Source organism: Gemmatimonadota bacterium (assembly GCA_016713785.1).
In the GTDB taxonomy this organism is placed as follows: Bacteria; Gemmatimonadota; Gemmatimonadetes; order Gemmatimonadales; family GWC2-71-9; genus JADJOM01.
The window spans coordinates 887,501-911,601 of the sequence record JADJOM010000003.1 but is presented as its reverse complement, the minus strand read 5'-3'; the positions used below and the strand labels follow the sequence as shown (position 1 = coordinate 911,601).

The 24,101-nt window shown below is 72.0% G+C and carries 17 protein-coding genes and 1 tRNA gene (1 of these 18 cut by a window edge); 16 read left to right on the top strand and 2 right to left on the bottom strand.

Annotation, left to right across the window (positions count from 1 at the left end; all coding sequences use genetic code 11):
• Window positions 1-94 precede the first annotated feature (94 nt).
• From IPJ95_12005 to IPJ95_11955, 11 genes are all read left to right on the top strand, one after another.
• The gene (locus IPJ95_12005; GenBank protein ID MBK7924332.1) at window positions 95-703 is read left to right on the top strand and encodes a HupE/UreJ family protein; all 609 of its coding nucleotides are present in this window, start codon (window positions 95-97) and stop codon (window positions 701-703) included.
• Between the two features lie 57 nt (window positions 704-760).
• Complete coding sequence (locus tag IPJ95_12000; GenBank protein ID MBK7924331.1) at window positions 761-2,833, top strand: M1 family metallopeptidase; 2,073 nt, start codon at window positions 761-763, stop codon at window positions 2,831-2,833.
• The gene (locus IPJ95_11995; GenBank protein MBK7924330.1) at window positions 2,830-3,351 is read left to right on the top strand and encodes a hypothetical protein; all 522 of its coding nucleotides are present in this window, start codon (window positions 2,830-2,832) and stop codon (window positions 3,349-3,351) included. The genes IPJ95_12000 and IPJ95_11995 overlap by 4 nt, the downstream gene beginning before the upstream one ends.
• Window positions 3,352-3,459: 108 nt before the next feature.
• A tRNA-Arg gene (locus IPJ95_11990) sits at window positions 3,460-3,533 on the top strand.
• 29 nt (window positions 3,534-3,562) lie between these two features.
• On the top strand, window positions 3,563-4,951 hold the full coding sequence (locus IPJ95_11985) for an MATE family efflux transporter (GenBank protein MBK7924329.1): 1,389 nt from the start codon (window positions 3,563-3,565) through the stop codon (window positions 4,949-4,951).
• A complete protein-coding gene (locus tag IPJ95_11980) occupies window positions 4,948-5,607 on the top strand; it encodes an HAD-IB family phosphatase (protein ID MBK7924328.1) in 660 nt (219 codons plus the stop codon). The genes IPJ95_11985 and IPJ95_11980 overlap by 4 nt, the downstream gene beginning before the upstream one ends.
• Before the next feature lie 79 nt (window positions 5,608-5,686).
• Window positions 5,687-6,796: an alanine--glyoxylate aminotransferase family protein gene (locus tag IPJ95_11975; GenBank protein ID MBK7924327.1), complete on the top strand. Its 1,110-nt coding sequence runs from the start codon at window positions 5,687-5,689 to the stop codon at window positions 6,794-6,796.
• Window positions 6,793-8,397, top strand: a complete 1,605-nt coding sequence (locus IPJ95_11970; GenBank protein ID MBK7924326.1) for a phosphoglycerate dehydrogenase — start codon at window positions 6,793-6,795, stop codon at window positions 8,395-8,397. The genes IPJ95_11975 and IPJ95_11970 overlap by 4 nt, the downstream gene beginning before the upstream one ends.
• A 58-nt stretch (window positions 8,398-8,455) precedes the next feature.
• Window positions 8,456-9,691, top strand: a complete 1,236-nt coding sequence (locus IPJ95_11965; protein ID MBK7924325.1) for a hypothetical protein — start codon at window positions 8,456-8,458, stop codon at window positions 9,689-9,691.
• 14 nt (window positions 9,692-9,705) lie between these two features.
• Entirely contained in the window at window positions 9,706-11,025 is a 1,320-nt protein-coding gene (locus IPJ95_11960) for a hypothetical protein (GenBank protein MBK7924324.1), read from the top strand.
• Between the two features lie 103 nt (window positions 11,026-11,128).
• The gene (locus tag IPJ95_11955; GenBank protein MBK7924323.1) at window positions 11,129-13,138 is read left to right on the top strand and encodes an Ig-like domain-containing protein; all 2,010 of its coding nucleotides are present in this window, start codon (window positions 11,129-11,131) and stop codon (window positions 13,136-13,138) included.
• Between the two features lies 1 nt (window position 13,139).
• Here the strand turns inward: IPJ95_11955 and IPJ95_11950 are convergent, their stop codons facing one another.
• The gene (locus IPJ95_11950; GenBank protein ID MBK7924322.1) at window positions 13,140-13,763 is read right to left on the bottom strand and encodes a hypothetical protein; all 624 of its coding nucleotides are present in this window, start codon (window positions 13,761-13,763) and stop codon (window positions 13,140-13,142) included.
• Window positions 13,764-14,004: 241 nt separating this feature from the next.
• On the opposite strand from IPJ95_11950, the gene IPJ95_11945 reads away from it, so the two are divergent.
• The 5 genes from IPJ95_11945 to IPJ95_11925 are packed head-to-tail and all read left to right on the top strand — an operon-like array spanning window position 14,005 to window position 22,517.
• A complete protein-coding gene (locus IPJ95_11945) occupies window positions 14,005-15,660 on the top strand; it encodes a tetratricopeptide repeat protein (GenBank protein ID MBK7924321.1) in 1,656 nt (551 codons plus the stop codon).
• Window positions 15,660-16,907: a cysteine desulfurase-like protein gene (locus IPJ95_11940; GenBank protein MBK7924320.1), complete on the top strand. Its 1,248-nt coding sequence runs from the start codon at window positions 15,660-15,662 to the stop codon at window positions 16,905-16,907. Before IPJ95_11945 ends, IPJ95_11940 begins: the two co-directional genes overlap by 1 nt.
• Window positions 16,908-16,912: 5 nt before the next feature.
• Complete coding sequence (locus tag IPJ95_11935; protein ID MBK7924319.1) at window positions 16,913-19,576, top strand: PAS domain S-box protein; 2,664 nt, start codon at window positions 16,913-16,915, stop codon at window positions 19,574-19,576.
• A 36-nt stretch (window positions 19,577-19,612) separates the two neighbouring features.
• A complete protein-coding gene (hutU, locus tag IPJ95_11930) occupies window positions 19,613-21,283 on the top strand; it encodes a urocanate hydratase (protein MBK7924318.1) in 1,671 nt (556 codons plus the stop codon).
• Between the two features lie 7 nt (window positions 21,284-21,290).
• The gene (locus IPJ95_11925) at window positions 21,291-22,517 is read left to right on the top strand and encodes an imidazolonepropionase (GenBank protein MBK7924317.1); all 1,227 of its coding nucleotides are present in this window, start codon (window positions 21,291-21,293) and stop codon (window positions 22,515-22,517) included.
• Here IPJ95_11925 and ftcD read toward each other — a convergent pair.
• Window positions 22,507-24,101: the 3' portion of a glutamate formimidoyltransferase gene (ftcD, locus tag IPJ95_11920; protein ID MBK7924316.1), read on the bottom strand. 94 nt of this gene lie beyond the right edge of the window; the window shows 1,595 of its 1,689 coding nt (coding positions 95-1,689); its start codon lies off the right edge, out of view — the gene reads right to left on this strand; the stop codon is at window positions 22,507-22,509. The genes IPJ95_11925 and ftcD overlap by 11 nt on opposite strands.

The window sequence follows — 24,101 nt, the reverse complement described above, 5'->3', positions numbered from 1 at the left end:
GTGGCACCCCGGTCATCGCCCGCCAGGGACCTGGTCCCGCCGCCGCGTCGCTCCATGGAAACCTCGCTCCACTTCGGCCGTACGATGACCGCGCATGGGCTCTGAGTTCCTCACCTACGCACGTCTCGGGATGCACCATATCGCGGACCTCCGCGGCTATGACCACATCCTGTTCGTGGCGGCGCTGACCGTGGCGTATCGGCCGGGCGACTGGCGCCGGCTGCTGGTGCTGGTCACCGCGTTCACACTCGGGCACTCGGTGACCCTGGCGCTGGCCACGCTGCGGCTGGTGCGGGTGGACGCCCGGTGGGTCGAGGCCGCGATCGCGGCGACCATCGTCTGTACCGCCCTGCTGACGGTGGCGATGACTGTCCGCGCGCCGGCGGAGGGGCCGGCGGCCGGTCCCGCGCGGAACCAGGGCCTGCGCTATGCCCTTGCCCTGGGATTCGGCCTGATCCACGGCCTCGGGTTTTCGAGCTTCCTGCGGAGCCTCCTCGGAGACGAGGCCTCGCTCTTCCTCCCGCTGCTCTCGTTCAACCTCGGGCTGGAGGTGGGACAGCTGGGCATCGTGCTGCTGGTGCTCGTGGCCGGCCTCGCCGCGGAACGGGTGGCCGGGCTGGTTCGGCGGGACTGGGTACTGATCGCCTCGGGCGGCATCGCGGCCGTGGGGGCGAAGATCCTGGTGGAACGTCTGGTCGGGTAGTCGGGGAGCCGGTGGGCAGTCCAACTTCTTCGTGAGAGACAGCGGATGGCGACACGCATGCGGTGGGCCGCGGGCGCGGTGTGGGCGATGGCCCTGGCGGGCGGAACGGGGCAGGTGACGGCGCAGCAGTGGCTCAATGCGCCGCCCAATCCCAAGACCAACCAGTCCAACTTCCGGGCGCTCGAGGAGTGGGCCGCCCCCAACGAGTTCCGCAATGCCGCCGGCAAGCCGGGGCCCAGGTACTGGCAGCAGCAGGTGGACTACGCCATCAAGGCCTCGCTCGACACCACCACCCACACCATCACGGGGGCGGAGCGGGTCACCTACCACAACAACTCCCCCGACCAGCTCGAGTACCTCTGGTTCCAGCTGGACCAGAACATCGACGACCCGGCGGTGAGCCGCACCATCCAGGGCGCCCCCGCGCTGCCGCGGCAGATCAGCCCGCAGGCCCGGCGCTTCCTGGCGCCGGAGCCCTTCGACGGCGGCCACAAGATCACCCGGGTCCAGGCGGTCGTCACCCGCGGCCGGGTGGTCACGCGCGTCGATGCGCCGTACGTGATCAACGGCACGGAGATGAAGGTGCAGCTGCCGGCCACGCTGGGGCCGGGCCAGAAGGCGGTGGTGGAGATCGACTGGCACTTCATCATGCCGGAGACCAGCCGCAACGGGCGGGGTGCCCGGGAACTGGTGAAGGACGGCTGGATGTACGAGGTAGCGCAGTGGTTTCCCCGCGCGGCCGTCTACGACGACCAGAACGGCTGGCAGACCGACCAGTTCTACGGGCAGGGCGAGTTCTACCTCAACTTCGGCACCTATGATGTCGAGCTGACGGTGCCGCACGATCACATCGTGCAGGCCACGGGGGTCCTGCAGAACCCGCTGGTCACGCTCACCGCCACCCAGCGGCAGCGGCTCACCCGGGCGCTGGCCTCCGAGACCCCGGTCTTCATCGTCACCAAGGACGAGGCGGCCACCCCGGCCACCCGGCCGTCGGGGACCGCGCCCATCACCTGGAAGTTCCACGCCGACAGCGTCCGCGACTTTGCGTGGGCTTCCTCCCGGGCCTACGTCTGGGACGCGGCGGGGTACCGCTACCAGCCGGGCGGCCGGGTGATCGAGATGCACTCGATCTACCCCCGGGAGGCGATGCCCTTGTGGGACAGCGTCTCCACCCGTGCCATCGCCCAGACCATGAAGACCTACGGCCGGATGGCCTTCCCCTACCCGTACCCGAAGGCCGTGAACGTGCACGGGCCGGTCTTCGGCATGGAGTACCCGATGGTGGCGTTCTGCGGCGCGCGGCCGGCCCCGGACGGCAGCTACACGGCGGGGCTTGCCCGGGCGCTCATCAGCGTCACCATCCACGAGGTGGGGCACAACTGGTTCCCCATGATCGTGGCCTCCGACGAGCGGAAGTGGACCTGGATGGACGAAGGGCTCAACAGCTTCGTGCAGTACTATGCGGAGAAGGAGTGGGACCCGCAGTATCCCACCCAGCGGGGGCCGGCGAAGAACATCGTGGGCTACATGAAGGACGCCGACCAGGTCCCGCTCATGACCGAGTCCGACATGATCCACCGCCAGTTCGGCAACAACGGCTACGGCAAGCCCGCGGCCGGCCTGGTGATGCTGCGCGAGCAGATCATGGGGCCCCAGCTGTTCGACCAGGCCTTCAGCGAGTACTCCCGGCGCTGGGCCTTCAAGCACCCCCAGCCGGCCGACTTCTTCCGCTCGCTCGATGACGGCGGCGGGGAGCTGCTCAACTGGTTCTGGCGCGGCTGGTTCTACACCACCTACGCCAACGACCAGGCGGTCACCGCCGTCGAGAACCAGCCCGCCGACAGCCTCATCGGCACCACGGCGCGGGGCCGCAACTACGTGCGCGTCACGGTCGAGAACAAGGGCGGGCTGATCATGCCGCTCCAGCTCGACCTCACCTTCGACGACGGCACCACCCAGCGGGTCAAGCTCAACGCCGACATCTGGCGCCGCAACGAGCTGCAGTACATCTACGGCCTCTTCACCGACAAGACCGTGGTGCGGGTGGTCGTGGATCCCGACGAGGTGCTCGCCGACGTGAACCGCGAGAACAACACCTGGACCCGGGGGCCCGCGGCGGCGTCATGAGGCCGGCCGCCCTGCTCCTCGCGCTCCTCGCCGGGGCGCCGCCTTCTAGCGGCGCCCCGGCGCGGGCGCACGATACCCACGTCTCCCACACCCGGATGGTCCTCGAGGGACGCACCGTGGCCCTCCGGGTGCGGCTGTTCCACGACGATCTCGAACGCGGGCTGCAGCGGTTTGCCGGGGACAGCACCCTGCGGGTGACGGCCGCCGCCCCGGCGGAATCGCTCTTCACCGCCTACGCCGCCCGGACCTTTGTGCTCGAGGTCGACGGTCGGCGCGTGCCCCTCTCCGTGACCGCCGCCGGCCTCGAGCGCGATGAGGCCGCCCAGCAGGTGGTCTGGTACGTCATGGAAGGCGCGTTGCCCGGGCCGGCCCGGAAGGTGACCCTGCTCGACGGCCTGCTCTTCGAGGTCTTTCCCGACCAGCAGAATATCGTCCAGCTGCTGCGGCTCCCCGCCGACCGCCGGCAGACGCTCTATTTCACGGCCCGCGACCCGCGCCCGCAGACCGACGCCCCCTGACCCACCACCGCCACCCGGCGACCCGGTGGGCCCCTCCCGCGCAGTACCCTCACGACACGCCTACCACTACAATTCACGGACCTGCCCCCTCGGTCCGGGGGCGCTCCAGCGCCCGTAGCTCAGTTGGATAGAGCAACAGCCTTCTAAGCTGTGGGTCGGTGGTTCGATTCCACCCGGGCGCGCTCCGCAGCCCCTGTCCCGATCAGGTGTCATGCCGCTGCAGCTTCCCCGGGGCCCCGATGTCCGCGCCTTGCTCACCCTCGCCCTCCCGGTGGTGGTGGTGCAGGTGGGGCTGATGACCATGGGCGTGGTCGACACCATCATGGTCGGGCACCTCTCGCCCGAGGCGCTCGCCGGCGTGGCGCTCGGCAACGTCTACTTCTTCGGCGCGGCGATCTTCGGGCTCGGCGCCCTCATGGCCCTCGATCCGGTCATCGCCCACGCGGTGGGCGCCGGCGACCACGACGCCATCGGCCGCGGGGTGCAGCGGGGCATGGTTCTGGCCATCCTGCTGACCGTGCCCACGGCGCTCCTCCTCTGGCCGGCCCCGCCGCTCCTCGCATTCCTCAAGCAGCCCGCCGAGGTGGCCCCCGCCGCCGGCGCCTACGCCCGCCTGTGCATCCCCGGGGTCCTCGGGCTGTTCCTCTTCACCGTCTTCCGGCAGAGCCTCCAGGCCCTGCATCGCGTGCGGCCGATCGTGATCACCATCGTCGTCGCCAACCTCGCGAATGCCGGGCTCAACTGGGTGTTCATCTACGGTCGGCTCGGCGCGCCCGCCATGGGCGTGGCGGGCGCCGCGCTGGCCACCACCATCTGCCGGCTGCTGATGGCCGTCCTGCTGCTTCTGCTCGCCTGGCCACTCCTCGGCCCCCACGTGCGGCCCTTCCACCGGCAGGCCTTCGAGCGCCGCCCCCTGATGCGCCTGCTCCGCCTGGGGGCCCCGATCGGCGCACAACACCAGCTGGAGTACGGGGTCTTCGGCGTCGTGGGGCTGCTCATGGGCAACATGGGCACCCCCCAGGTCGGTGGGCATCAGATCGCGCTCAACCTTGCCTCGGTCACCTTCATGGTACCGCTCGGGCTCTCCGCTGCCGCCGCGGTGGTGGTGGGGCACGCCGTGGGGCGGGGGGACCGGCCCGCCGCCGCGCGGGCGGCGGGCGCGGCGCTGGCCGTGGCGGTCGGCTTCATGGGCATCACCGCCCTGGCCTTCCTGCTGCTGCCGCTCCCGCTGGCGCGCCTGTATACCGGTGCGCCGGAAGTCCTGGTCATCGCGGCCGCGCTCATCCCCCTCGCGGGGGTGTTCCAGGTCTTCGACGGCATCCAGGTGACGGCCATCGGCATCCTCCGCGGGCTGGGCGACACCCGGACACCGATGCTCACCGGCCTGCTGGGCTTCTGGCTGCTGGGACTGCCGGTGAGCCTCTACCTGGGCTTCGGCCGCGGCTACGGCCCGGTCGGGCTCTGGTGGGGGCTGGTGCTCGGCCTGGTCTCGGTGGCCATCGTGCTCGTGATGCGCCTCCAGCACCGGCTGGGGCAGCCGCTGGTCCGGGTGCACCTCGACGCCGACCCGCACCTCGTGGAGGAGGCGCTCGAGGCATGAGCGGCACCCCGGGCTTCCGGACCGTCATCTTCGACTGTGACTCGACCCTGAGCGCCATCGAGGGCATCGAGGAACTCGCCGTGGCGCACCGCGAGGAGATCGCCCGGCTCACCGACCTGGCCATGCAGGGGGCGGTGCCCCTCGAGGAGGTCTACGGCCGGCGCCTGGACCTCATCCGTCCCTCCCGACAGGAGGTGGAACGGATCGGGGCCCTGTACGTGGAGCGGCTGGTCCCCGGTGCCCTGGAGACGGTGCGTGCCCTGCAGGCCCGCGGCGCGGTGGTGCAGGTGCTGAGCGGAGGCGTGTTGCCGGCCGTGCAGGTGGTGGCGGCCGCGCTCGGCATTCCCTCGGACCGGGTGGCCGCGGTGGACCTGCACTTCGATCAGGACGGCGCCTACCGCGGTTATGACCGCGATTCCCCCTTGGCCCGGTCCGGCGGCAAGCGCCAGTGGATGGAGCAGCAGGGGCGGAATCTGCCGCGGCCCAGCCTGCTGGTCGGGGATGGGGCCACCGACCTCGAGGCTCGCCCCGCGGTGGACTGCTTCGCCGCGTTCACGGGCGTGGTGCACCGCGAACCCGTGGTGCGTGGTGCGGACGTCACGCTCCCCGGTCCATCGCTGACCGACGTGCTCGCCATTCGGCCGCGCGGTGCCTGACCGGACCGCGTCCACGGCTATATTCGATCCGCCACGCGCGCCATGAGGGCGCGCCGCAGTCCCCACGGAGTCGCCAGCCATGACCGCCGTCCCCGCCGCCCCGCCGACCTTCGGCCGCTTCTTCCTCCCCGGACCCACCGAAGTCCGCCCCGAGATCCTCGCCGCGCAGGCCCGCCCGATGATCGGGCACCGCGGCAAGGGGATGGAGCAGCTCATCGCCCAGATGATGCCCGGACTGCAGCGCATCTTCCGCACCCAGCGCCCGGTGTACATCTCGAGCTCCTCGGCCACGGGGCTCATGGAGGCCTCCATCAGAAACTGCGGTGGCCGGCGGGTGCTCTCGCTGGTCAACGGGGCGTTCAGCGAGCGGTTCTACAAGATCGCGCTGGCCAACGGGGTGGAGGCGACGCCACTTGAGGTGCCGCTCGGTGAGGTGCACCGTCCCGAGCAGCTTCGGGCCGCGCTCGCCGCGGGCCGATATGACGCCATCACGGTCGTCCATTCCGAGACCTCGACCGGCGCCCTCAATCCCATCGCCGACCTCGCCCGGGTGGCGCATGAGGCGGGTGACGTGCTGCTGCTGGTCGACAGCGTGACCGGCGTGGCCGGCGCCCGGGTCGAGACTGATGCCTGGGACCTCGACTTCGTCCTCACCGGATCGCAGAAGGCGCTGGCGCTGCCGCCCGGCCTGGCCCTCGGGGTGGCCCATCCGCGGGCCGTGGACCGCGCCCGGAAGGCCTCGCATCGCGGGATCTACTTCGACCTGGTGGAGTTCGAGAGCTTCATCCTCAAGCACCAGACGCCGAACACGCCGGCGCTCTCCCTGATGTACGCCCTCGCCGCCCAGGTGGCCCGGATCGAGGCGGAGACCATCGAAGCCCGCTGGGCCCGGCACGCCGCCATGGCGGAGCGCACCTGGGCCTGGGCCGCGGAGATGCACGGCCGCGGCGTGGACATGCGGGTGCTTGCCCCGGAGGGATTCCGCTCGCCCACGGTCACCTGCCTCACCGTTCCGGCGGGGAAGACCGGTTCCGCCGTCAACGAAGCCATGAAGGCCCGCGGCTACACCATCTCCGCGGGGTACGGCGCGCTCAAGGACCAGACCATCCGGATCGGGCACATGGGCGACCACACCGTGGCCGAGCTCGACGCGCTCCTCGCGGTGCTCGCCGAGGTGGTGAGCGCATGAGCACCTATCGCGTGCTGGTGGCCGACAAGATCGCCCGCGAGGGCCTGGCGCCCCTGGCTGATGACCCGCGCTTCGAGCTGGTGGAACGCCCTGGCCTCAAGGGCGAGGAACTCGCCGCCGCCATCGCCGACGTCGACGCCGTCCTGGTGCGGAGCGCCACGAAGATCTCGCGTGAGGCGCTGTCGCGCGCCACCCGGTTGCGGGTGATCGGCCGCGCCGGGGTGGGCGTGGACACCATCGACGTCGAGGCGGCCACCGAGAAGGGCGTGGCCGTGATGAACGCGCCGGCCGGCAACACCATCTCCGCCGCGGAGCTCGCCTTCGCGCTGCTGCTCGCGGTCATCCGGAAGGTGCCCGCGGCCGACCGTTCCATGAAGGCCGGCGCGTGGGACCGCACCAGCTTCGGCGGCATGGAGCTGTACCGGAAGACCCTCGGCCTCATCGGGGCGGGGCGGGTGGGTGGCGAGGTGGGCCGCCGCGCGCGGGCCTTCGGCATGCGGGTGCTCGCCTACGACCCGTTCCTGAGCCCCGAGGCCGCCCGCGAGATCGGCGCCGAGCTCGCGGACCTCGACACCGTCCTCCGCCAGGCGGACGTCATCTCCCTCCACGTGCCGCTGACCGACAAGACCCGCGGCATGCTGGGCGACGAGAAACTCGCGCTCCTCAAGCGCGGCGTGATCATCATCAACGCCGCCCGGGGCGGGGTGCTCGATGAGGCGGCGCTGCTCCGGCGGCTGGGTGACGGCTCGATCGGCGGCGCCGCGCTCGACGTCTTCGACCAGGAGCCGCTCCCGGCCGACCACCCCCTCCGGAGCCTGGCCAACGTGGTCCTGACGCCGCACCTTGGTGCCTCCACCGAGGAAGCCCAGCTCAACGTGGCGGTGGAGATCGCCGAGGCGGTGCGCTCCGCGCTGGTGGACGGAGACTACTCCCGTGCGGTCAATGCCGCCCTGGTGGGCGGGGATCGGCTCAAGCGGCTGCGCCCGCTGCTGGACCTGGCGGAACGGCTCGGGCGGGTGGGCGCTGCCGTGGCCGGTGGCGCCATCACGGCCGTGGAACTGCGCTTCGGCGGTGAGGGCGACGACCTGCTCCGGCCGCTGGCCGCCGGGGCCGTCATCGGGCTGCTGAGCGAGGCGGTGGGGGAGGGCGCGGTGAACGTGGTGAACGCCCTGCACCTGGCGCGGCAGCGCGGGATCAAGGTGGACCGCACCCGGCTCGACGGTCCCCTCGACTACGCCGATCTGATCGAGCTCAGGATCACCCACGCCGCCGGCTCCGTCCGGGTGTCCGGGGCGCTGCTCGGCGCGGGCCACCCCCGCCTGGTGGCGCTGGATGACTTCCGGCTCAACGTCCTGCCGCTGGGCCAGCTGCTGGTGCTCCGCAACCAGGACGTCCCCGGCGTCATCGGGCGGGTCGGGACCCTCCTCGGGAACGCCGGGATCAACATCGCCGAGTACCACCAGGCCCGCCTCAGCGCCGGCGGCGACGCGCTGGCGGTGGTCAGTGTCGATGCGCCGCTTCCCGATGCCCTGCTGGGGCAGCTCCGGCAGCTGCCGGAGGTGCAGCAGGTGGCCCAGGTGAGCCTCGGCCAGGCGGGGTGATTGCCGAGCGGGCGGCTCGGAGTAACTTAGATGTACACCTGCCCCCCGGAGCCCCTGCATGCGTGCCCGCCTGGTCCTGCTCACCGCCGCCCTCCTCGCCGCCTGCGGAGGCGGTGACTCCACCGGATCCTCCAAGACCACGCTCGTCTACGGCGGCGTGTTCGCCGGCGAGGACGGCACCGAGGGCGGCAACTTCACCATCAACATCGTGGTGGAGGACAGCGCCGGCTCGGGCACCTTCGTGGTGAACGGCGACCCCAAGACCCTCTCCAGCCTGGACGTGAGCGGCACCAGCTTTACCGCCACCGGCGCCGGGTACACCTTCACCGGCACCGTCGACGACACGACGCTCAGCGGCACCTACACCAGCGCCTCCGGCGGCGGGCTCTTCACCGGCCTCCGCCGGCTCCCGGGCACCACCGTCACCGCCTATTGCGGCACCCATATCGGTACCCGGAACGGCGTCCCGATGGCGGGGGCGTTTGCCTTCGCGGAGCGGGGCAGCTCCCGCCGCGGCGTGTTCACCTCGGTGCTCGACGACCCCTTCCGTGGCTACCTCCGCGGCACCGTCGGCAACCCCGCCGTCAGCCTGGACACGCTGGCCGGTACGGCGGTCGTGGCCACGACGGGACCCGGCGGCTTCACCGGCAGCTACGCCATGGTGGCGGGTGACACTGGCCAGACGTCGGGCAGCGTGTGCCGGAGCAATGTGGCCTCGCCCATCCTGTCGGTGATCGAGGGCGTGCTCGGCAGCTTCGACGGGGCGGAAGTCGGGGACTTCTCCTTCAGCCTCTCCTCCACGGGGCTCGGCAGCAGCGGCAGCTACAAGCTCGGGGGCATCGCCCGGAACTTCCTCGCGGTCATCTCCGGCGTGAACAACCAGGTTGCCGCCTTCGACACCCTCGTCCGCTTCATCGGCGACCTGGACACTACGACGGTCAGCGGCAAATACAGCAAGGGCGGTTCGATCGCTGGCCGGGCAGCCGGCCTCGCCACGGACACGATGGCATTCGAGAAGTTCTGTGCCCAGACCACCTTCTACAACCGGCCGGAAATCGGTTCGTTCGCGATTATCGTACGGTCGGACAGCGCCCTTTTCGGCCTTTACACCGGCGGCACCGGGAACGCCTTCCAGGGCGACGTCCAGGGCGTCCGGGGCGTGGACAGCCTCACCTCGATGGAGGGTCAGAGCGGGCTCGTCGTGATCATCCCGAGCGTGGGCAACCTGGCTGGCTATTTCGACCTGCTCGACGATGCCAATGACGGCACGATGAGCGGCGGGAACTGCCCCTGACCCTGGGCCGGCGAATGACCGCGCTGTGGCGAGAGCTGCCCTTGCTGCTCTCGCTCGCCTGCTCCACCCAGGGCGGCGGGCAGGACGCCACCCCGCCCGAGGCCCTGTTGCGCGCCCGGGCGGCCGCTGCGGGTGTCACCGCGGTGGGTGCGCCGCCCGCGGCAGATCCGGCACTGGTCGCGCTCGGCCGCGCGCTCTTCTTCGACAAGATCGTGAGCGGCAACCGCGACATCTCCTGCGGCAATTGCCACATCCCGGCCTACCACACCACGGACGTGATGACCCTCCCGATCGGCACGGGAGGAACGGGACTCGCCCCGCGCCGCGCGCTTGGCACGGGAGCATTCTCCGCGCGTAACGTGCCCGAGCTGTACAATCGCGGTCACCCTGGCTGGCGACGGCTCTTCTGGGACGGCCGGGTGGAGTTGTCGGACTCCGGGTTGGTCACGCCGGCCGGAGCCGCCCTCCCCGTGGGGCTCTCGGGACCCCTCGCCGCCCAGGCGCTGTTCCCGATGATTGCCAGGGCCGAGATGCGCGGCCAACCGGGACAGAACGGCATCGCCAACCTGCCCGACGCCGATCCCCGGCCGATGTGGGACAGCATTGTGGCCCGTGTAGCGGGCCTGCCCGGATACGACTCCCTGGCCCGGGCGGCGTTTCCGGGCCGAGCGATGCCCATCAGTGGCGTCGCCGACCTCGCCAACGCGATCGCCGCGTTCATCGGCACCCGGTGGTTCATGGTGCAGGCCCCCTTCGACGATTTCCTGGCGGGCAACGATGATGCCATCAGCCCCGCTGCCGTCCGGGGTGGGTTGCTCTTCTTTGGCCGTGCTCGCTGTGCGGCCTGCCACCGGGGGCCGCTGCTCACCGATTTCGAGTTCCACAATGTGGGCGTTCCGGAGCTGGGCCCGGGCATCGGCGGGCACCCGGACCAGGGGCGAGCGGCGGTCAGCGGCAAGCCCGCCGATGCCCACGCCTACCGAACCCCCTCGCTCCGCAACGTGGCACACTCGCCTCCCTACATGCACAACGGGGCCTATCCCGATATCGTGGCCGCCATCCGGCACTACCGCGACGTCCGCCAGTCGCTGGCCGGGTTCGACACCACCGGAGTCGATCCGCGGCTGCGGGCCACCATTGATCTCTCCCCGGCGGGCCAGGCGGAGATCCAGCGCACACTGGACCCGCGGGTGCAGGTGCCGGTCCGCCTCTCCGACGACGACGTCGCGGACCTGTTGGCCTTTCTCCTCAGCCTCTCCGATCCTCGGGCGGCGGTGCTCCTCGGCGATGTGCCCCAGAGCGTGCCGAGTGGCCTGCCGGTGCTGCAGTACTGAGCGCCCACGGGTGGCGCGCATCGGTTGACAACCCGCCGTACCGGACGGAGCTTTCCTCCCGTTCCGCGCCCATCGCTCCACACCCCTCGGAAGACCCCACCCCATGATCGCACTCGGCCTGCTCCTCCTCGTGCAGCAGCCCCAGACGCCGGCGCCGCCCGCCGCCGTCCCCTCGCCCATCGCCAAGGTCGTGGTCTCGCCCTCGGTGCGGACGCTCACCGCGGGTGACACCCTGCGCCTCACCGCCCAGGCGCTCGACAGTGCCGGCCGCGCGGTTCCCAACGCCGTGATCCGCTTCACCGGCGCCGGAGGCCGCTTCGAGGGACGGGTCGATTCCACCGGCCTCGTCTACGCCGGATCTACCGGGACCCTGGGCGTCGCGGTGCTCGCGAGCGTGCCGGGGAGCCGCCCGACGATCGAACGCCTGGACATCAAGATGCTCCCGGGCGCGGCCGCGCGACTGACCGTGACACCCGCGCGCCTGCGGCTGGTCCCCGGCCAGAGCGTACTGCTCGAGGGGAGCGCCTGGTCCACCGCCGGCGACCCGCGGCCGGACGCGCCCCGCTGGCGCAGCTCCGCGCCCCGCGTGGTGGGCATCAGCGCCGACGGGCTCGTCACGGCGGTCGCGCCCGGCAAGGCGACCATCACCGCCCGGGTCGAGGGAGCGGAGCAGACCATCCCCGTGGAGGTCCTGGCCACCGCTGTCGCGGCGGTCGAGATCGCCCCCGCCAGCATCAGTGCCCGCCAGGGCGACGTCATCCGCTTCTCGCTGGTGGCCCGTGACCGCGCCGGGCGGCCCATCGAGGGGCTGACGCCGATCTGGAGCTTCACTCCGGGGCAGGGGTCCATCGACAAGGACGGCGCGTTCGTGGGGTACGAGGCCGGCAAGTACATCGTGACCGCCTCGCTCGGCAGCCGGGCAGCCAAGGCGGTCGTGAGCCTGGCCTGGCGCGACGTGCGCCGGCCGGCCACCGTCGTGGGCCGCCTGCCGCGCTCGCTCTTCACCACCGAGGAGGTCTGGCTTCACCCCAACGGCAAGATCGCCTACCTCGGCAGCGGCGGCGGCGGCGACCGGATGTACGCCATCGACATCAGCGACCCGTCCAACCCGGTGGTCACCGACTCCCTCGTGGCCAACACCCGGCGCATCAACGACATCATGACCACGCCGGACGGCAAGTACCTCGTGCATACCCGCGAGGGCGCCTCCGACCGGAAGAACGGCATCGTCCTGGCCTCGCTCGAGGACCCGGCGCACCCGAAGAAGATCGCGGAGTTCACCGACGGCGTGACGGGGGGCGTGCACTCCACGTTTATCTACCAGCAGCCGAAGTACGGGACGCACATCTACCTGACCAACGATGGCACCGGCTACATGCACGTCATCGACATCAACGACCCGTACCATCCGAAGGAAGTGGCCCGCTGGTCCACCCGGCCCGACCAGACCGGCAACGCCCTGCACGATATCGACGTCCAGGACGGGCTCGCGTACCTGAGCTACTGGAACGAGGGGCTCGTCATCCTCGACATCGGCAATGGGATCAAGGGCGGCAGCCCCGCGAACCCGCAGCTGGTCAGCCAGTTCAAGTACGACCTCAACGAGCTCTACCGTGACGTCGAGGCCTCCGGCGGCCCGGGGTTCATCCGCGGCACCCATACGGCGTGGCGGCATGGGAAGTACGTCTTCATCGCCGACGAGGTGTTCCCCGCCTCCGGCGTGAAGGGCGCAAAGGACGCGGCGTCCTACCGCGCCTACGGGCGGCTGCAGGTGGTGGATGTCAGCGACATGGAGCACCCCCGGTCCGTGGCCTGGTACGAGCCCGAGTACGGCGGGGTGCACAACGTCTGGGTGGCGGGCGACACCCTCTACATGGGGGCGTATAACGCCGGCTTCCGCGCCTTCGATGTCTCGGGGGAACTGCGGGGGGATCTCCGGGCCCAGGGCCGGGAGATCGTGCACGTCAACACGGCGGACATGACCGGCAAGGTGCAGAACAGCGCCATGACCTGGGGGGTCGTGGTGCGCGACGGGCTGGCCTACGTCAACGACGACAACAACGGGCTGTGGATCATCCGCATGGAGCCGCGGCGCGCGCCCCTCACGCCCTAGCTCAGCGCTCCACCGAGCTGGGCACCGACTCGACCAGGACTTCGACCGCCAGCGCCTCCGCCAGCGGCAGGCCCGCCTCCAGCCGGCGGTCGAAGCCCTCCAGCGCCTCCTCCGCCGCCCAGTACAGCATCCGGCACGCGGTGAGGTCGGCGGGGTGGTCGTCGCCCAGTTCATGGGCCGCCTCCCGCATGGCCTCCTGTTCCATCAGCACCCGCGCCATCAGCACCAGGTCCCGGCACCGCGCGTCGGAGATGATGGCGTCGCGGTAGCGGGGTGCCCCCGCCTGCCGGGCCACCGTCAGGTCCCGGAGCGCCGCCTGCTGCAGCAGCGCGATCATCGTGTAGCGGCGTCCGGCGGCCCGGCGAACCTCGTCGCGCTGGGCGGCGAGCGCGGCGTGCAGCGTCTCGGAGAGGCCGGGGTATTCCGCCACCTCGACCGGCACCTGTTGCCAGAGCCCCGGGACCGGGCGGCTCAGCTGCCCCCGGACCATCTCCTGGACGGCGAAGACGGTGTCACCCGTCATGGTCGCATAGCGCCAGCAGGCACGGCCGAGGGAGCCCTCACGGCCCCAGAGGGTGCGCAGGTATTCGTGGCGCTGCTGGTCGTTCGGGACGGCGGGCTTCATGTCGCGGGATTCCTGGTTGACGGATAGCGGCCTCCGTGCCGCGCCACGCGGGGTCCACCCCGCGCCATCACACCCGGTCCTGAAAGCAGCAAGCGTGCCGGTGACCCCGCGCCGACTTCAAGTAGTGCAACACCTTGGGACTAAACAACATGGATCATGTGACCGAACGTCGGATCGGAGCAACACCTTCCGGCCAGGTGGACCGACCTGCCGGGATTCTGCGGGCCGGGCGCCAGCCTGCATGACCCCTCCGGGACGAAACTCGGCACCCGGCCTCCCCAGCTGGTTCCCACTGGCCGCCGTCGCCCTGCTGGCGCTGGCCGCCGCCGCCGCCGGGCTCGGAAACGGGTTCGCGTATGACGACGTTCCCCTGATCCTCCGCAACGACCGGGTGCACGACCTGACTGGCGTGCTCCACCGGTTCCTCGAGACCTACTGGCCCCGGATTCCGCTGGGGCCCGATGGGCGGCTCTATCGCCCGCTCACCACGGCGGGATTCACGCTGCAGTGGGCGCTGGGAGGTGGGTCGCCCGGGCTCTTTCACCTCGTCAACCTGCTCCTGTACCTGCTCGTGGCGCTGCTGGTCTACGGACTCGCCCGTCGCTTCCTCCCCGCCGGGCCCGCCACACTTGCCGCGGCGCTCTTCGCCGTCCACCCGGTGCACGCGGAGGTCACCGGCAACGTGGTCGGGCAGGGGGAACTCCTGGCCGCCGCCTGGGGGCTGCTCTCCCTGATCCTCGTCGTCGATGGCGCCCGCACCGGCTGGACCAGCCGCCGCCTGGCCGCGGTGGTCGGGACCTATGCCCTGGCCCTGCTCAGCAAGGAACACGCGGTGATCGTGCTGGCACTCGCGCCCACCGTGGTGCTCGCGGCGGGCGGGCGGGCCGCGCTGCGGCAGGAGGCCACCGGGCGGGTGGTCCTTTTCCTCGTCTGTGTGGCGGTGCTGTACCTCAGCCTGCGCGCGGCGCTGCTCGGCTCCGTGGCCGGCGACCTCCCCAATCCCTTCTGGCATGGCGTGGGCACCGCCGACCGGCTCCGCACCGTGCTGTCGGCACTACCCACCGTCGCGCGCCTCCTCCTCTGGCCCGCCCACCTGCAGGCCGACTACGCCCCCCAGGAGCTGCCCCTTGCGACGACCATGACGCCGGCCGTCGCCCTGGGCGCGGGGCTGGTGGTCGCCCTTGCCGTCGGCTGCTGGGCGGGCCGTCGGCACCCGGCCATCTGGCTCGGCGGCGCCTGGCTTGTCCTCACCCTGCTCCCGGCGTCGAACCTCCTCTTCCCGAGCGGCGTGGTGCTCGCCGAACGGACCCTGTTCCTGCCGAGCGTCGGCGTCGCGCTCCTCGCGGGCGGCGTAGTGGCGCGCTGGCGGCCCACGGGCGCCGGGGCGCTCCTCTTTGGCGCCGTTACTTGGGCGCTGTTGCTGGCCGGAATCGGCCGCAGCCGCGCGCGGCTCCCGGTCTGGCGCGACAACCAGGTGCTGTACGCGGCAACTATCCGCGACGCCCCGCAGAGCTACTGGGCGTGGCGCAACTACGCCGGCGACCTCGTGCTCCAGGACCGGCCGGACGATGCCCGGGCCGCCTACGCGAGGAGCCTCGCCCTCTTCGACCGGGACCCGACCGTCTACGACGATCTCGCCGGACTGGAGCGTCGCGAGGGGCGCTGCGACCGGTCGCTCCCGCTGCTCGACCAGGCCCTCAGGCTCGACCCGGAGCGGCATCAGACCGCGGCACGCCAGATCGGCTGCCTGGTGACCCTCGGGCGCTTCGACAGCGCCCGCGCGGTGGCCCGGGCGCGCGTGGCGCGCGGTCATGAAGAATTCCGTAGCCTGCTTGGCCTGGTGGACAGCGCCGAGCGGGCACGCCACCTTGAAGTACCTCCAGCGAGCCAGCCCTGATGACCGCCACCGCGCCTGCGCACCTCGACCTCGATGCCCTCCGGGCCCGGTTCCCGGCGCTGCGGCGCATGCATGGCGGGCACCCGGTCGCGTACTTCGATGGCCCCGGCGGCACCCAGGTTCCCCTCGAGGTGGCGGCGGCGATCCAGGACTACCTGCTGCATCACAACGCCAACACGCACTGGGCGTATCCCACCAGCGAGGAGACCGACGCCCTCCTGCTGGCCGCGCGGCAGGCGCTGGCCGACTACCTCGGGGCCGCCCCCGACGAGGTCGCCTTCGGCGCCAACATGACCACGCTCACCTTCCACCTGGCCCGCGCTCTGGGTCGCGGCTGGGGGCCGGGTGACGAGGTGGTGGTCACCGAGCTCGACCACCACGCCAACGTGGCGCCCTGGCAGGCGGTGGCCCGCGAGCGGGGGATCTCCCTCAAGGTGGTCCCCCTGGTTCCCGCCACCGGCGAGCTCGACCTCGAGGCGCTGGAGAGGCTCCTCACCCCCGCCGTGCGCCTGCTGGCGATCGGTGCCGGCTCCAACGCGCTCGGCACGATCACCGACGTCGCCGCCGCCTCACGGATGGCCCACCGCGTCGGGGCCCTCTGCTTCGTGGACGCGGTGCACCTCGCGGCGCATGGCCGGGTCGACGTCGCGGCGATCGGCTGCGACTTCCTCGCCTGCTCGTCCTACAAGTTCTATGGACCGCACCTCGGGATCCTCGCCGCTCGGAGCGGAATCGTGGCCCGGCTCGACGTGCCAAAGCTGCGGCCGGCGCCGGACACGCCGCCCGAGCGGCTGGAGACCGGCACCCAGAACCACGAGGGAATCGTGGGGGCCCTGGCGGCCGTCGAGTTCATCGCCTCGCTTGGCGCCGGCGCCACCCGGCCGGCCCGCCTCACGGACGCGGCGCACCGGCTGCACGGGGCGGGGCAGGCCCTGGTGGAGCGCCTCTGGACCGGCCTGCAGGACCTCCCCGGCGTGCGCTGCTACGGCCCGCCCCCGAGCCGGCCCCGCACCTCGACGATCGCCTTCACCGTGCGGGACACCGCCCCGGAGGCGGTGGCGCGGCACCTCGCGGCGCGGGGGGTGTTCGTGTCTCACGGAGATTTCTACGCCACGACGGTCGTGGAGCGGCTGGGGCTCTCTGACTCCGGCCTGGTCCGCGCAGGCTGCGCGTGCTACAACACGGCGGAGGAAGTCGATCGACTGATTGATGGCGTCGGTGAGCTGACCCGCGGGCGCAAGGGCTAGGCACGGTGCCCGCCGACCGGCTGATCCTCGTCGCGGCCGCCGGCACCCAGGCCGGATTGGCGCTGGTCTTCGGCGTCCTCCTGCTGGCCTTCGAGCGCAGCTATCGGCGACCGTACCTCCGCTGGTGGGCGCTCGGCTGGCTGGCGCTCGCCGGGTACCTCACGCTGGGCACGCTGACGGTGGCCCAGGCATTTGCCCTGCCCACCTCCGCCCCCGTGCGGCTGGGGCTGACGTACATCGCGCAGGTGCTCGGCAGCCTGCATCTCGGCCTGCTCGCCTTCGGTCTCTGGGAGAGCGGCGAGCAGCGGCCTGTCACCCGGCGGGTCCGCCTCGGAATGGCGGCGGTCGCGCTGGGGCTGGCGGTGGTCACCACCGGCGCCTTCAGCGCGGATCCCGCCGCCGTCTGGCCCCGGTACGCCATGCGAGTCGGACTGCATGCCCTCCTGGCCTGCGCGGTGCAAGCCGGCTTCGCGCTGTACCTCTTCCGCCGCCATCGCGACCGCCCCGGCCTCGGGGGGCGCCTCCTCGCCGGGGCCCTCTTGCTCGGGGGCGCGGTAGAGGCCGTCTACTTCTACCACGCCCTGGCCCTGGCGGGCGGCTGGCCGAGCGTGCCGACCATCGGGGTGGTGGGGTTTGCGGAAGTCGTGGTGCTCGTCGTCGTCGGCCTGGCCATGGTCGGCTGGCTGCTCGAGGAGGAGCGGGCCCGCGTGGTCGCCGCGGGCCGGGAGGCGGAGGCCGCCGCGCAGGAGCTCGCCCGCAAGGAGCGGTATTTCCGCGCGCTGATCGAGAACACGTCGGATGTGATCAGCGTGCTCACCCTCGACGCCACCATCGCCTACGAGAGCCCGAGCATCGCCCGCAACTTCGGGTACACCGCCGAGGAGTGCATCGGCCGCAGCGCCTTCGACTACATCCACCCGGATGATGCGCCCCGGGTGGCGGAAGAGTTCGCCGCCGGGCTGGCCGATCCGGCGACCGCGCGCCAGACCTCGCTCCGGTTCCGGCACAAGGCGGGACATTGGCTGCTGATCGAGGCCAGTGGGCGGGTGCTGCTGGATGCCGATGGGCGCCCGGGGCAGGTCGTGGTGGTCTCCAGGGACATCACCGCCGCACAGCGCGCCGACGAGGCGCACCGGCGCTCGGAAGCCCTGCTCTCGCTGCACGTGGCCCGCACCCCGCTCGGCGTCATCGAGTTCGATGCCGAAGGCCGGGTGCGGCAGTGGAACCCGGCGGCGGAGCGGATCTTCGGCTGGGGGCGCGAGGAGGCGATCGGCCGGCATGCCGCCTTCCTCGTCCCGGAGGAGCGCCAGGCCGCGCTCGCGGCAGACTGGCAGGAGGTCCTGGCCAACCGGCGCCCCGACGGCTGGCGGTCCTCCAGCGTGAACCTGCGGCGGGACGGGCAGCCGCTCGATTGCGAATGGTTCAGTGCCAGCCTGCTCAACGCCTCCGGCGAGGTCGTCGGGGTGGCGGCGTTCGTCCAGGACATGACCGAGCAGCGCCGCCTGGAGCGCCACGTGGCGCAGAGCCAGCGGGTGGAGAGCATCGGGCGGCTCGCGGGCGGCGTGGCGCACGATTTCAACAACCTGCTCACCGCCATCTTCGGCGGCGTGGCGGCGGCGCGGGACGCACTCCCTCCCGGGCATGCCGCCCTGGCGGAGCTCGAGGATATTCAGGCCGCCGCCGATCGCGCCGCGGGGCTGACCCACCGGCTCCTGGCCTTCGCGCGGCAGCAGGTGGTGCAACCCACCGTGTTCGACCTGAACGAACTCACGGCCAGCCTGGCCCAGATGCTCCGTCGCCTGATCGGCGAGAACATCGAGTTCGTCACCGTCCTGGGCGCGCAGCCGGCCCCGGTCCTCGCCGAGCGGGGCCAGCTGGAACAGGTGCTGGTGAACCTCGTGGTGAATGCCCGCGACGCCATGCCCGAGGGGGGCCGGGTCGTGGTCGAGACGGCCCGCCTCACCCTGCGGGCCCCCGCGCTCTTCGAGGGGGAGCGGGTCGGGGCGGGGGAATACGTGACGCTCACCGTGCGCGATACCGGGGTCGGCGTGCCGGAGAGCATCCGACCCCATCTCTTCGAGCCGTTCTTCACCACCAAGGCGCCGGGCCACGGCACGGGGCTTGGCCTCGCCACCTGCCACGGCATCGTCCACCAGCACCGCGGCTGCATCTGGTGCGCCAGCAGCCCGGGGCAGGGCGCCGCGTTCACCATCTGCCTGCCCCTCGACACCGGCATCCCCCTGCCCGCGCCGGGGCCGGCTCCGGCGGCCCGCACCGCGGCGGGGCATGAGACGATCCTGCTCGTCGAGGACGAGCCTGCCGTCCGCACCATCGGGGTGCGCATCCTCCGCAGCGCCGGGTACCAGGTGATCGAGGCCGCCGACGGCGAGGAGGCCTGGTCCCTCCTCAGCCGGGGCGACCCCGAGGTCCAGCTCGTCGTGACCGACCTGGTGATGCCCCGCCTCGGCGGCCTGCAGCTCGCGGATCGTCTCAGCGCCAGCCGCCCTCAGCTGCCCATCGTCTTCACCTCGGGCTACTCCGCCGACCTCGACCGGCTTGGGGAGGGCGACGCGCGTGCCCGCCCCTTCCTGCGCAAGCCCTTCACTCCAGCGCAGCTTCGCGGCATCGTTCAGGCCACGCTGACCGCCTTGCCCGCCGGCGCCGACTGACCGGCACCGGCCATCCCCGTCCCGCGATCCCGACCCATGACCACCAGCGCTCCCGCCCGCGTCCTGCATGCCCCCACCGGTTCCACCCTCAGCTGCAAGGGGTGGCACCAGGAGGCGGCGCTCCGGATGCTGCACAACAACCTCGATCCGGCGGTGGCAGAACGGCCCGAGGATCTCGTGGTCTACGGCGGCACCGGCAAGGCCGCCCGGAACTGGGCCTGCTTCGACCGCATCGTGGCCACCCTGCGGCGCCTGGAGAACGACGAGACGCTGCTGGTCCAGAGCGGCAAGCCGGTCGGGGTGTTCCGCACCCACGAGGAAGCCCCGCGCGTGCTGATCGCCAACGCCCACCTGGTCCCCCGCTGGGCCACCTGGGATGAGTTCCGCCGGCTCGAGGCCCTCGGCCTCACCATGTACGGGCAGATGACCGCGGGGTCGTGGATCTACATCGGGACGCAGGGCATCCTGCAGGGCACCTACGAGACCTTCGCGGAGTGTGCCCGGCAGCACTTCGGCGGCACCCTGGCCGGCCGGCTGGTGGTCACCGGCGGGCTCGGCGGCATGGGCGGGGCCCAGCCGCTCGCCGCCACCATGAACGGCGCCGCCTTCCTCGGCGTGGACGTCGACGCGGAACGCATTCGCCGCCGCGTCGAGACCGGGTACTGTGACCGCCTGGCCACCACCCTGGACGAGGCCCTGCGCCTGGTCGAGGCGGCCCGCGCCAGCCGTCAGCCGCTCTCCGTCGGGCTGGTGGGTAACATCGCCGAGGTGCTGCCGGACCTGGTGCGCCGGGGGATCGTCCCCGACGTACTCACCGACCAGACCTCCGCCCACGACCTCCAGGTGGGGTACATCCCCGTCGGCTGCACCCTGGCCGAGGCCGCCCTGCTGCGGGCCCGCGATCCCGCCGGATACCAGGACCGCGTGCTCGACTCCATGGTCATCCACGTGGGCGCCATGCTGGCGCTCAAGGCCCGCGGCGCCATCACCTTCGACTATGGCAACAACCTCCGTGGCCAGGTGGCCGACCACCGCGGCCGAGCCGACGCCTTCACCATCCCCGGGTTCGTGCCGGAGTTCATCCGGCCGCTCTTCTGCCGCGGGGCAGGGCCCTTCCGCTGGGCCGCGCTGTCCGGTGACCCGGCCGACATCGCGGTGACCGACGACGCGGTGCTCGAGACCTTCCCCGGGAACGAGGCCCTCGCGCGCTGGATTCACACCGCGCGCGAGAAGGTGCACTTCCAGGGCCTCCCCGCCCGGATCTGCTGGCTGGAGTACGGGGAACGCGCCGAGATGGGCCTGCGCTTCAACTGGCTCGTGAAGAAGGGGAAGGTCCGGGCGCCGATCGTGATCGGGCGCGACCACCTCGACACCGGGTCGGTCGCCTCACCCAACCGCGAGACCGAGGCCATGAAGGACGGCTCCGACGCCATTGCCGACTGGCCACTCCTGAACGCGCTGCTCAACACCGCCTGCGGAGCGAGCTGGGTGTCGCTGCATCACGGCGGCGGGGTGGGGATCGGATACTCGATCCACAGCGGCATGGTCGCCGTGGCCGACGGGACGGACATGGGCGACCGGCGCCTGCAGCGCGTGCTCACCGCGGACCCGGGCACCGGGGTCATGCGGCACGCCGACGCGGGCTACGACGAAGCGATCGAGGTCGCCCGCGCCCGCGGGGTGGATCTCCCGATGCTCGAGACCTGAGCCCGGCGTGCCAGTCCTCCACGAGATCCGCAGCCTGGTCACCGGCAGGCACCCCGAGGGCCCGGGGCGGCTCGAGTGCATCCCCGACGCCGCGGTCGCATGGGAGGGGGAGACGCTGCGGTGGGTCGGTCCGGCCGGCGACCTCCCCACCGAGTGGCGGGACGCGCCGCGCTGGTCGGCCGGCGGTGGCGTGGTCATTCCCGGGCTGGTGGACTGTCACACCCACCTGGCCTTCGGCGGATGGCGGGCGGACGAGTTCGAGGCGCGGATCCTCGGGAAGAGCTATCTGGAGATCGCCGCGGCCGGGGGCGGAATCCTGTCCACGGTCGCGAAGACCCGCGCCGCCACCACCGCGGCCCTCCTGGCCCGCTGCCGCCACCACCTCGCCGCGATGGCCCGCCTGGGGGTGACCACCATCGAGGCCAAGAGCGGCTACGGCCTGTCGCTCGAGCACGAGCTGCGCCTGCTGGAGCTCTACCAGGCCATCGCTGCGGACACCCGCCAGCACATCGTCCCCACCCTTCTCGCCGCGCACCTGGTCCCCCCGGAGTTCCGGGAGGATCGCGAGGGATACGTGCGCCTGGTCATCGACCGGATCATCCCCGAGGCGGCACGGCGCGGGCTGGCGCGATTCTGCGATGTCTTCGTGGAGGAGCGCGCCTTCGGGCTGCCAGAGGCGCGCCGCATCCTCGAGGCGGGCCGGAGCGCAGGCCTGCAGCCCAAGCTCCATGCCGATCAGCTGTCCGCGGGCGGTGGGGCCGAGCTCGCGGCCGACGTCGGCGCCTGCTCGGCCGATCACCTCGAGTGCATCTCCGAGACGGGCATCCACCGGATGCGCGCGGCAGGGGTGGTGGCCGTGAGCCTGCCGTTCGCCTCGCTCTACCTCGGCGTGGTGCCCCTGCCAGCCCGGCGCCTCCTCGATGCCGGCGTGCCGGTGGCGGTGGCCACCGACTTCAACCCCGGCTCCGCCCCGTCCTACCATCTTCCGATGGCCATGACCCTGGCCTGCACCCTCCAGCGGATGACTCCCGCCGAGGTGCTGCATGGCGCCACGACCGTGGCGGCGCGGGCGGTGGGACTCGAGGACCGGATCGGGACCCTGGAGGCAGGCAAGTCGGCCGACTTCGCGGTGCTCGACGCCGAAAGCGTCGAGCACTGGCTCTATCACCTCCGGGACAACGCCTGCACCCTCACGGTGGCGCGCGGGGAGGCGATCTGGCGGGCTACCCCTTGAGCTGAGCCTCCACCAGCGCCAGGACCACCTGCTCCTCCGTTTCCGCCGCCGCCACGAGCGCATCGGCCTCCTGGCGGAGGGTCGCCGCCAGGGCAGGGTCCCCCAGGCCGGGGAGGTTGATCCGCACGTTGAGTCCGGCGCCGCGGATCGCCGCCCGGATGGCGAGCGCTCCGACCCCCGCATCGGACGCCGACGCCGGATTTCCCTCGGCCGCCATCGCGCGGAGCAGCGGAAATGCGCGCGCTGAGACCCGCATCACCTGCAGGGGCACCTCGATGGCACCCCGGTTGGCGTCCGCCAGGGCCGCCTTCCGGGCCCGCTTCTCTTCCGCCGTCCCCTTGGGCAGCGCGAGCGCTTCCATGACGCGGTTGAACGCCGCGGTGTCGTCATCCACCAGACGCAGCAGCTCGTCCTTGAGCTGCTGGCCCGCCTCGGCCCAGGTGGAAAACCCCTCCCAGCGCGCATCCCAGCCCCGCTTGTGGGCCGAAAGGTTGGCGACCATGGTGCCGAGTGCCGCGCCCAGGGCGCCCAGCAGGGCCGCCACGGAGCCCCCGCCGGGGGCGGCGCTCTCGCTGGCCGTCTCGTCGGCGAAGCCCTGGATCGTGAGCCGCGCCAGCGGCCGCAGCTCGGCCTCCCGCAGGCGGTATTCGATGATCCGTTCCTCGGGCTTGAACGGCGCCAGCTCCTCCAGGCCGAGCGAGCGGACCGCGAGCCGGATCAGCTCGGGTTCAGATACCCCGAGGGAACGCTGCTGCCGGCGCAGGTAGTGCCGCCCGGCTTCCAGCATGGCGGCGAGCGGCACCAGGCCGACGAGTTCGGACCCGGTGACCCGCAGGCCCCGCGCCTCGGCGCGCCGGCAGACCTCGTCGAACGCCACATGGACCGGCGTCACGCCGATGTCCGTCAGGTTCATGGACACCTGCGCCACGCCGTACTCTGGGATGTACCAGCCGATGGCCTTCACGGCCTTGAGGCTGCCGGGGACCATCAGCGGCTGCCCCTGGGCATCCATGACCACCGGGCCAGTCAGCGGGTCGCCCGAGCGCTGCGGGCGGCCGGCCTCCCGGACATCGAACGCGACCGCATTCGCCCGGCGGGTTGAGGTGGTGTTGAGGTTGACGTTGTAGGCCACGAGGAAGCCGCGTGCGCCGATGACCGTGGCGCCGGCCCTCGGGTGAAACGCCGTGGGCCCGAAGTCCGGGCGCCATTCAGGCCGGGTCATCTTCTCGGCCAGTCCCTCGTACTCCCCGGCGCGGATCACGGCGAGATTGCGGCGGGCCGGGTCGGACTGGGCCGCTTCATACAGGTACACCGGGATCCCCAGCTCCCGTCCCACCCGTTCGGCCAGCCGGCGCGACCACTCGGCGGCCTCCTCCAGTGTGATGCCGCGGATCGGCACGAGGGGGCACACGTCGGTGGCCCCCATCCGGGGATGGGTACCGCTGTGCCGGGACATGTCGATCAGGTCCCGCGCGGCGGCGATCCCCTGGAACGCCGCCTCGACCACCGCGGCCGGGGGCCCGGCCAGGGTGACCACCGTGCGGTTGGTCGCGTGGCCCGGGTCCACGTGGAGCAGGTGGACGC

What these genes read in the sequence shown, in the direction of transcription:
- IPJ95_12005 (MBK7924332.1), top strand. Translation starts at nt 95, where the DNA reads ATGGGCTCTGAGTTCCTCACCTACGCACGTCTCGGGATGCACCATATC.
- IPJ95_12000 (MBK7924331.1), top strand. Translation starts at nt 761, where the DNA reads ATGCGGTGGGCCGCGGGCGCGGTGTGGGCGATGGCCCTGGCGGGCGGA.
- IPJ95_11995 (MBK7924330.1), top strand. Translation starts at nt 2,830, where the DNA reads ATGAGGCCGGCCGCCCTGCTCCTCGCGCTCCTCGCCGGGGCGCCGCCT.
- IPJ95_11985 (MBK7924329.1), top strand. Translation starts at nt 3,563, where the DNA reads ATGCCGCTGCAGCTTCCCCGGGGCCCCGATGTCCGCGCCTTGCTCACC.
- IPJ95_11980 (MBK7924328.1), top strand. Translation starts at nt 4,948, where the DNA reads ATGAGCGGCACCCCGGGCTTCCGGACCGTCATCTTCGACTGTGACTCG.
- IPJ95_11975 (MBK7924327.1), top strand. Translation starts at nt 5,687, where the DNA reads ATGACCGCCGTCCCCGCCGCCCCGCCGACCTTCGGCCGCTTCTTCCTC.
- IPJ95_11970 (MBK7924326.1), top strand. Translation starts at nt 6,793, where the DNA reads ATGAGCACCTATCGCGTGCTGGTGGCCGACAAGATCGCCCGCGAGGGC.
- IPJ95_11965 (MBK7924325.1), top strand. Translation starts at nt 8,456, where the DNA reads ATGCGTGCCCGCCTGGTCCTGCTCACCGCCGCCCTCCTCGCCGCCTGC.
- IPJ95_11960 (MBK7924324.1), top strand. Translation starts at nt 9,706, where the DNA reads ATGACCGCGCTGTGGCGAGAGCTGCCCTTGCTGCTCTCGCTCGCCTGC.
- IPJ95_11955 (MBK7924323.1), top strand. Translation starts at nt 11,129, where the DNA reads ATGATCGCACTCGGCCTGCTCCTCCTCGTGCAGCAGCCCCAGACGCCG.
- IPJ95_11950 (MBK7924322.1), bottom strand. Translation starts at nt 13,763, where the DNA reads ATGAAGCCCGCCGTCCCGAACGACCAGCAGCGCCACGAATACCTGCGC.
- IPJ95_11945 (MBK7924321.1), top strand. Translation starts at nt 14,005, where the DNA reads ATGACCCCTCCGGGACGAAACTCGGCACCCGGCCTCCCCAGCTGGTTC.
- IPJ95_11940 (MBK7924320.1), top strand. Translation starts at nt 15,660, where the DNA reads ATGACCGCCACCGCGCCTGCGCACCTCGACCTCGATGCCCTCCGGGCC.
- hutU (MBK7924318.1), top strand. Translation starts at nt 19,613, where the DNA reads ATGACCACCAGCGCTCCCGCCCGCGTCCTGCATGCCCCCACCGGTTCC.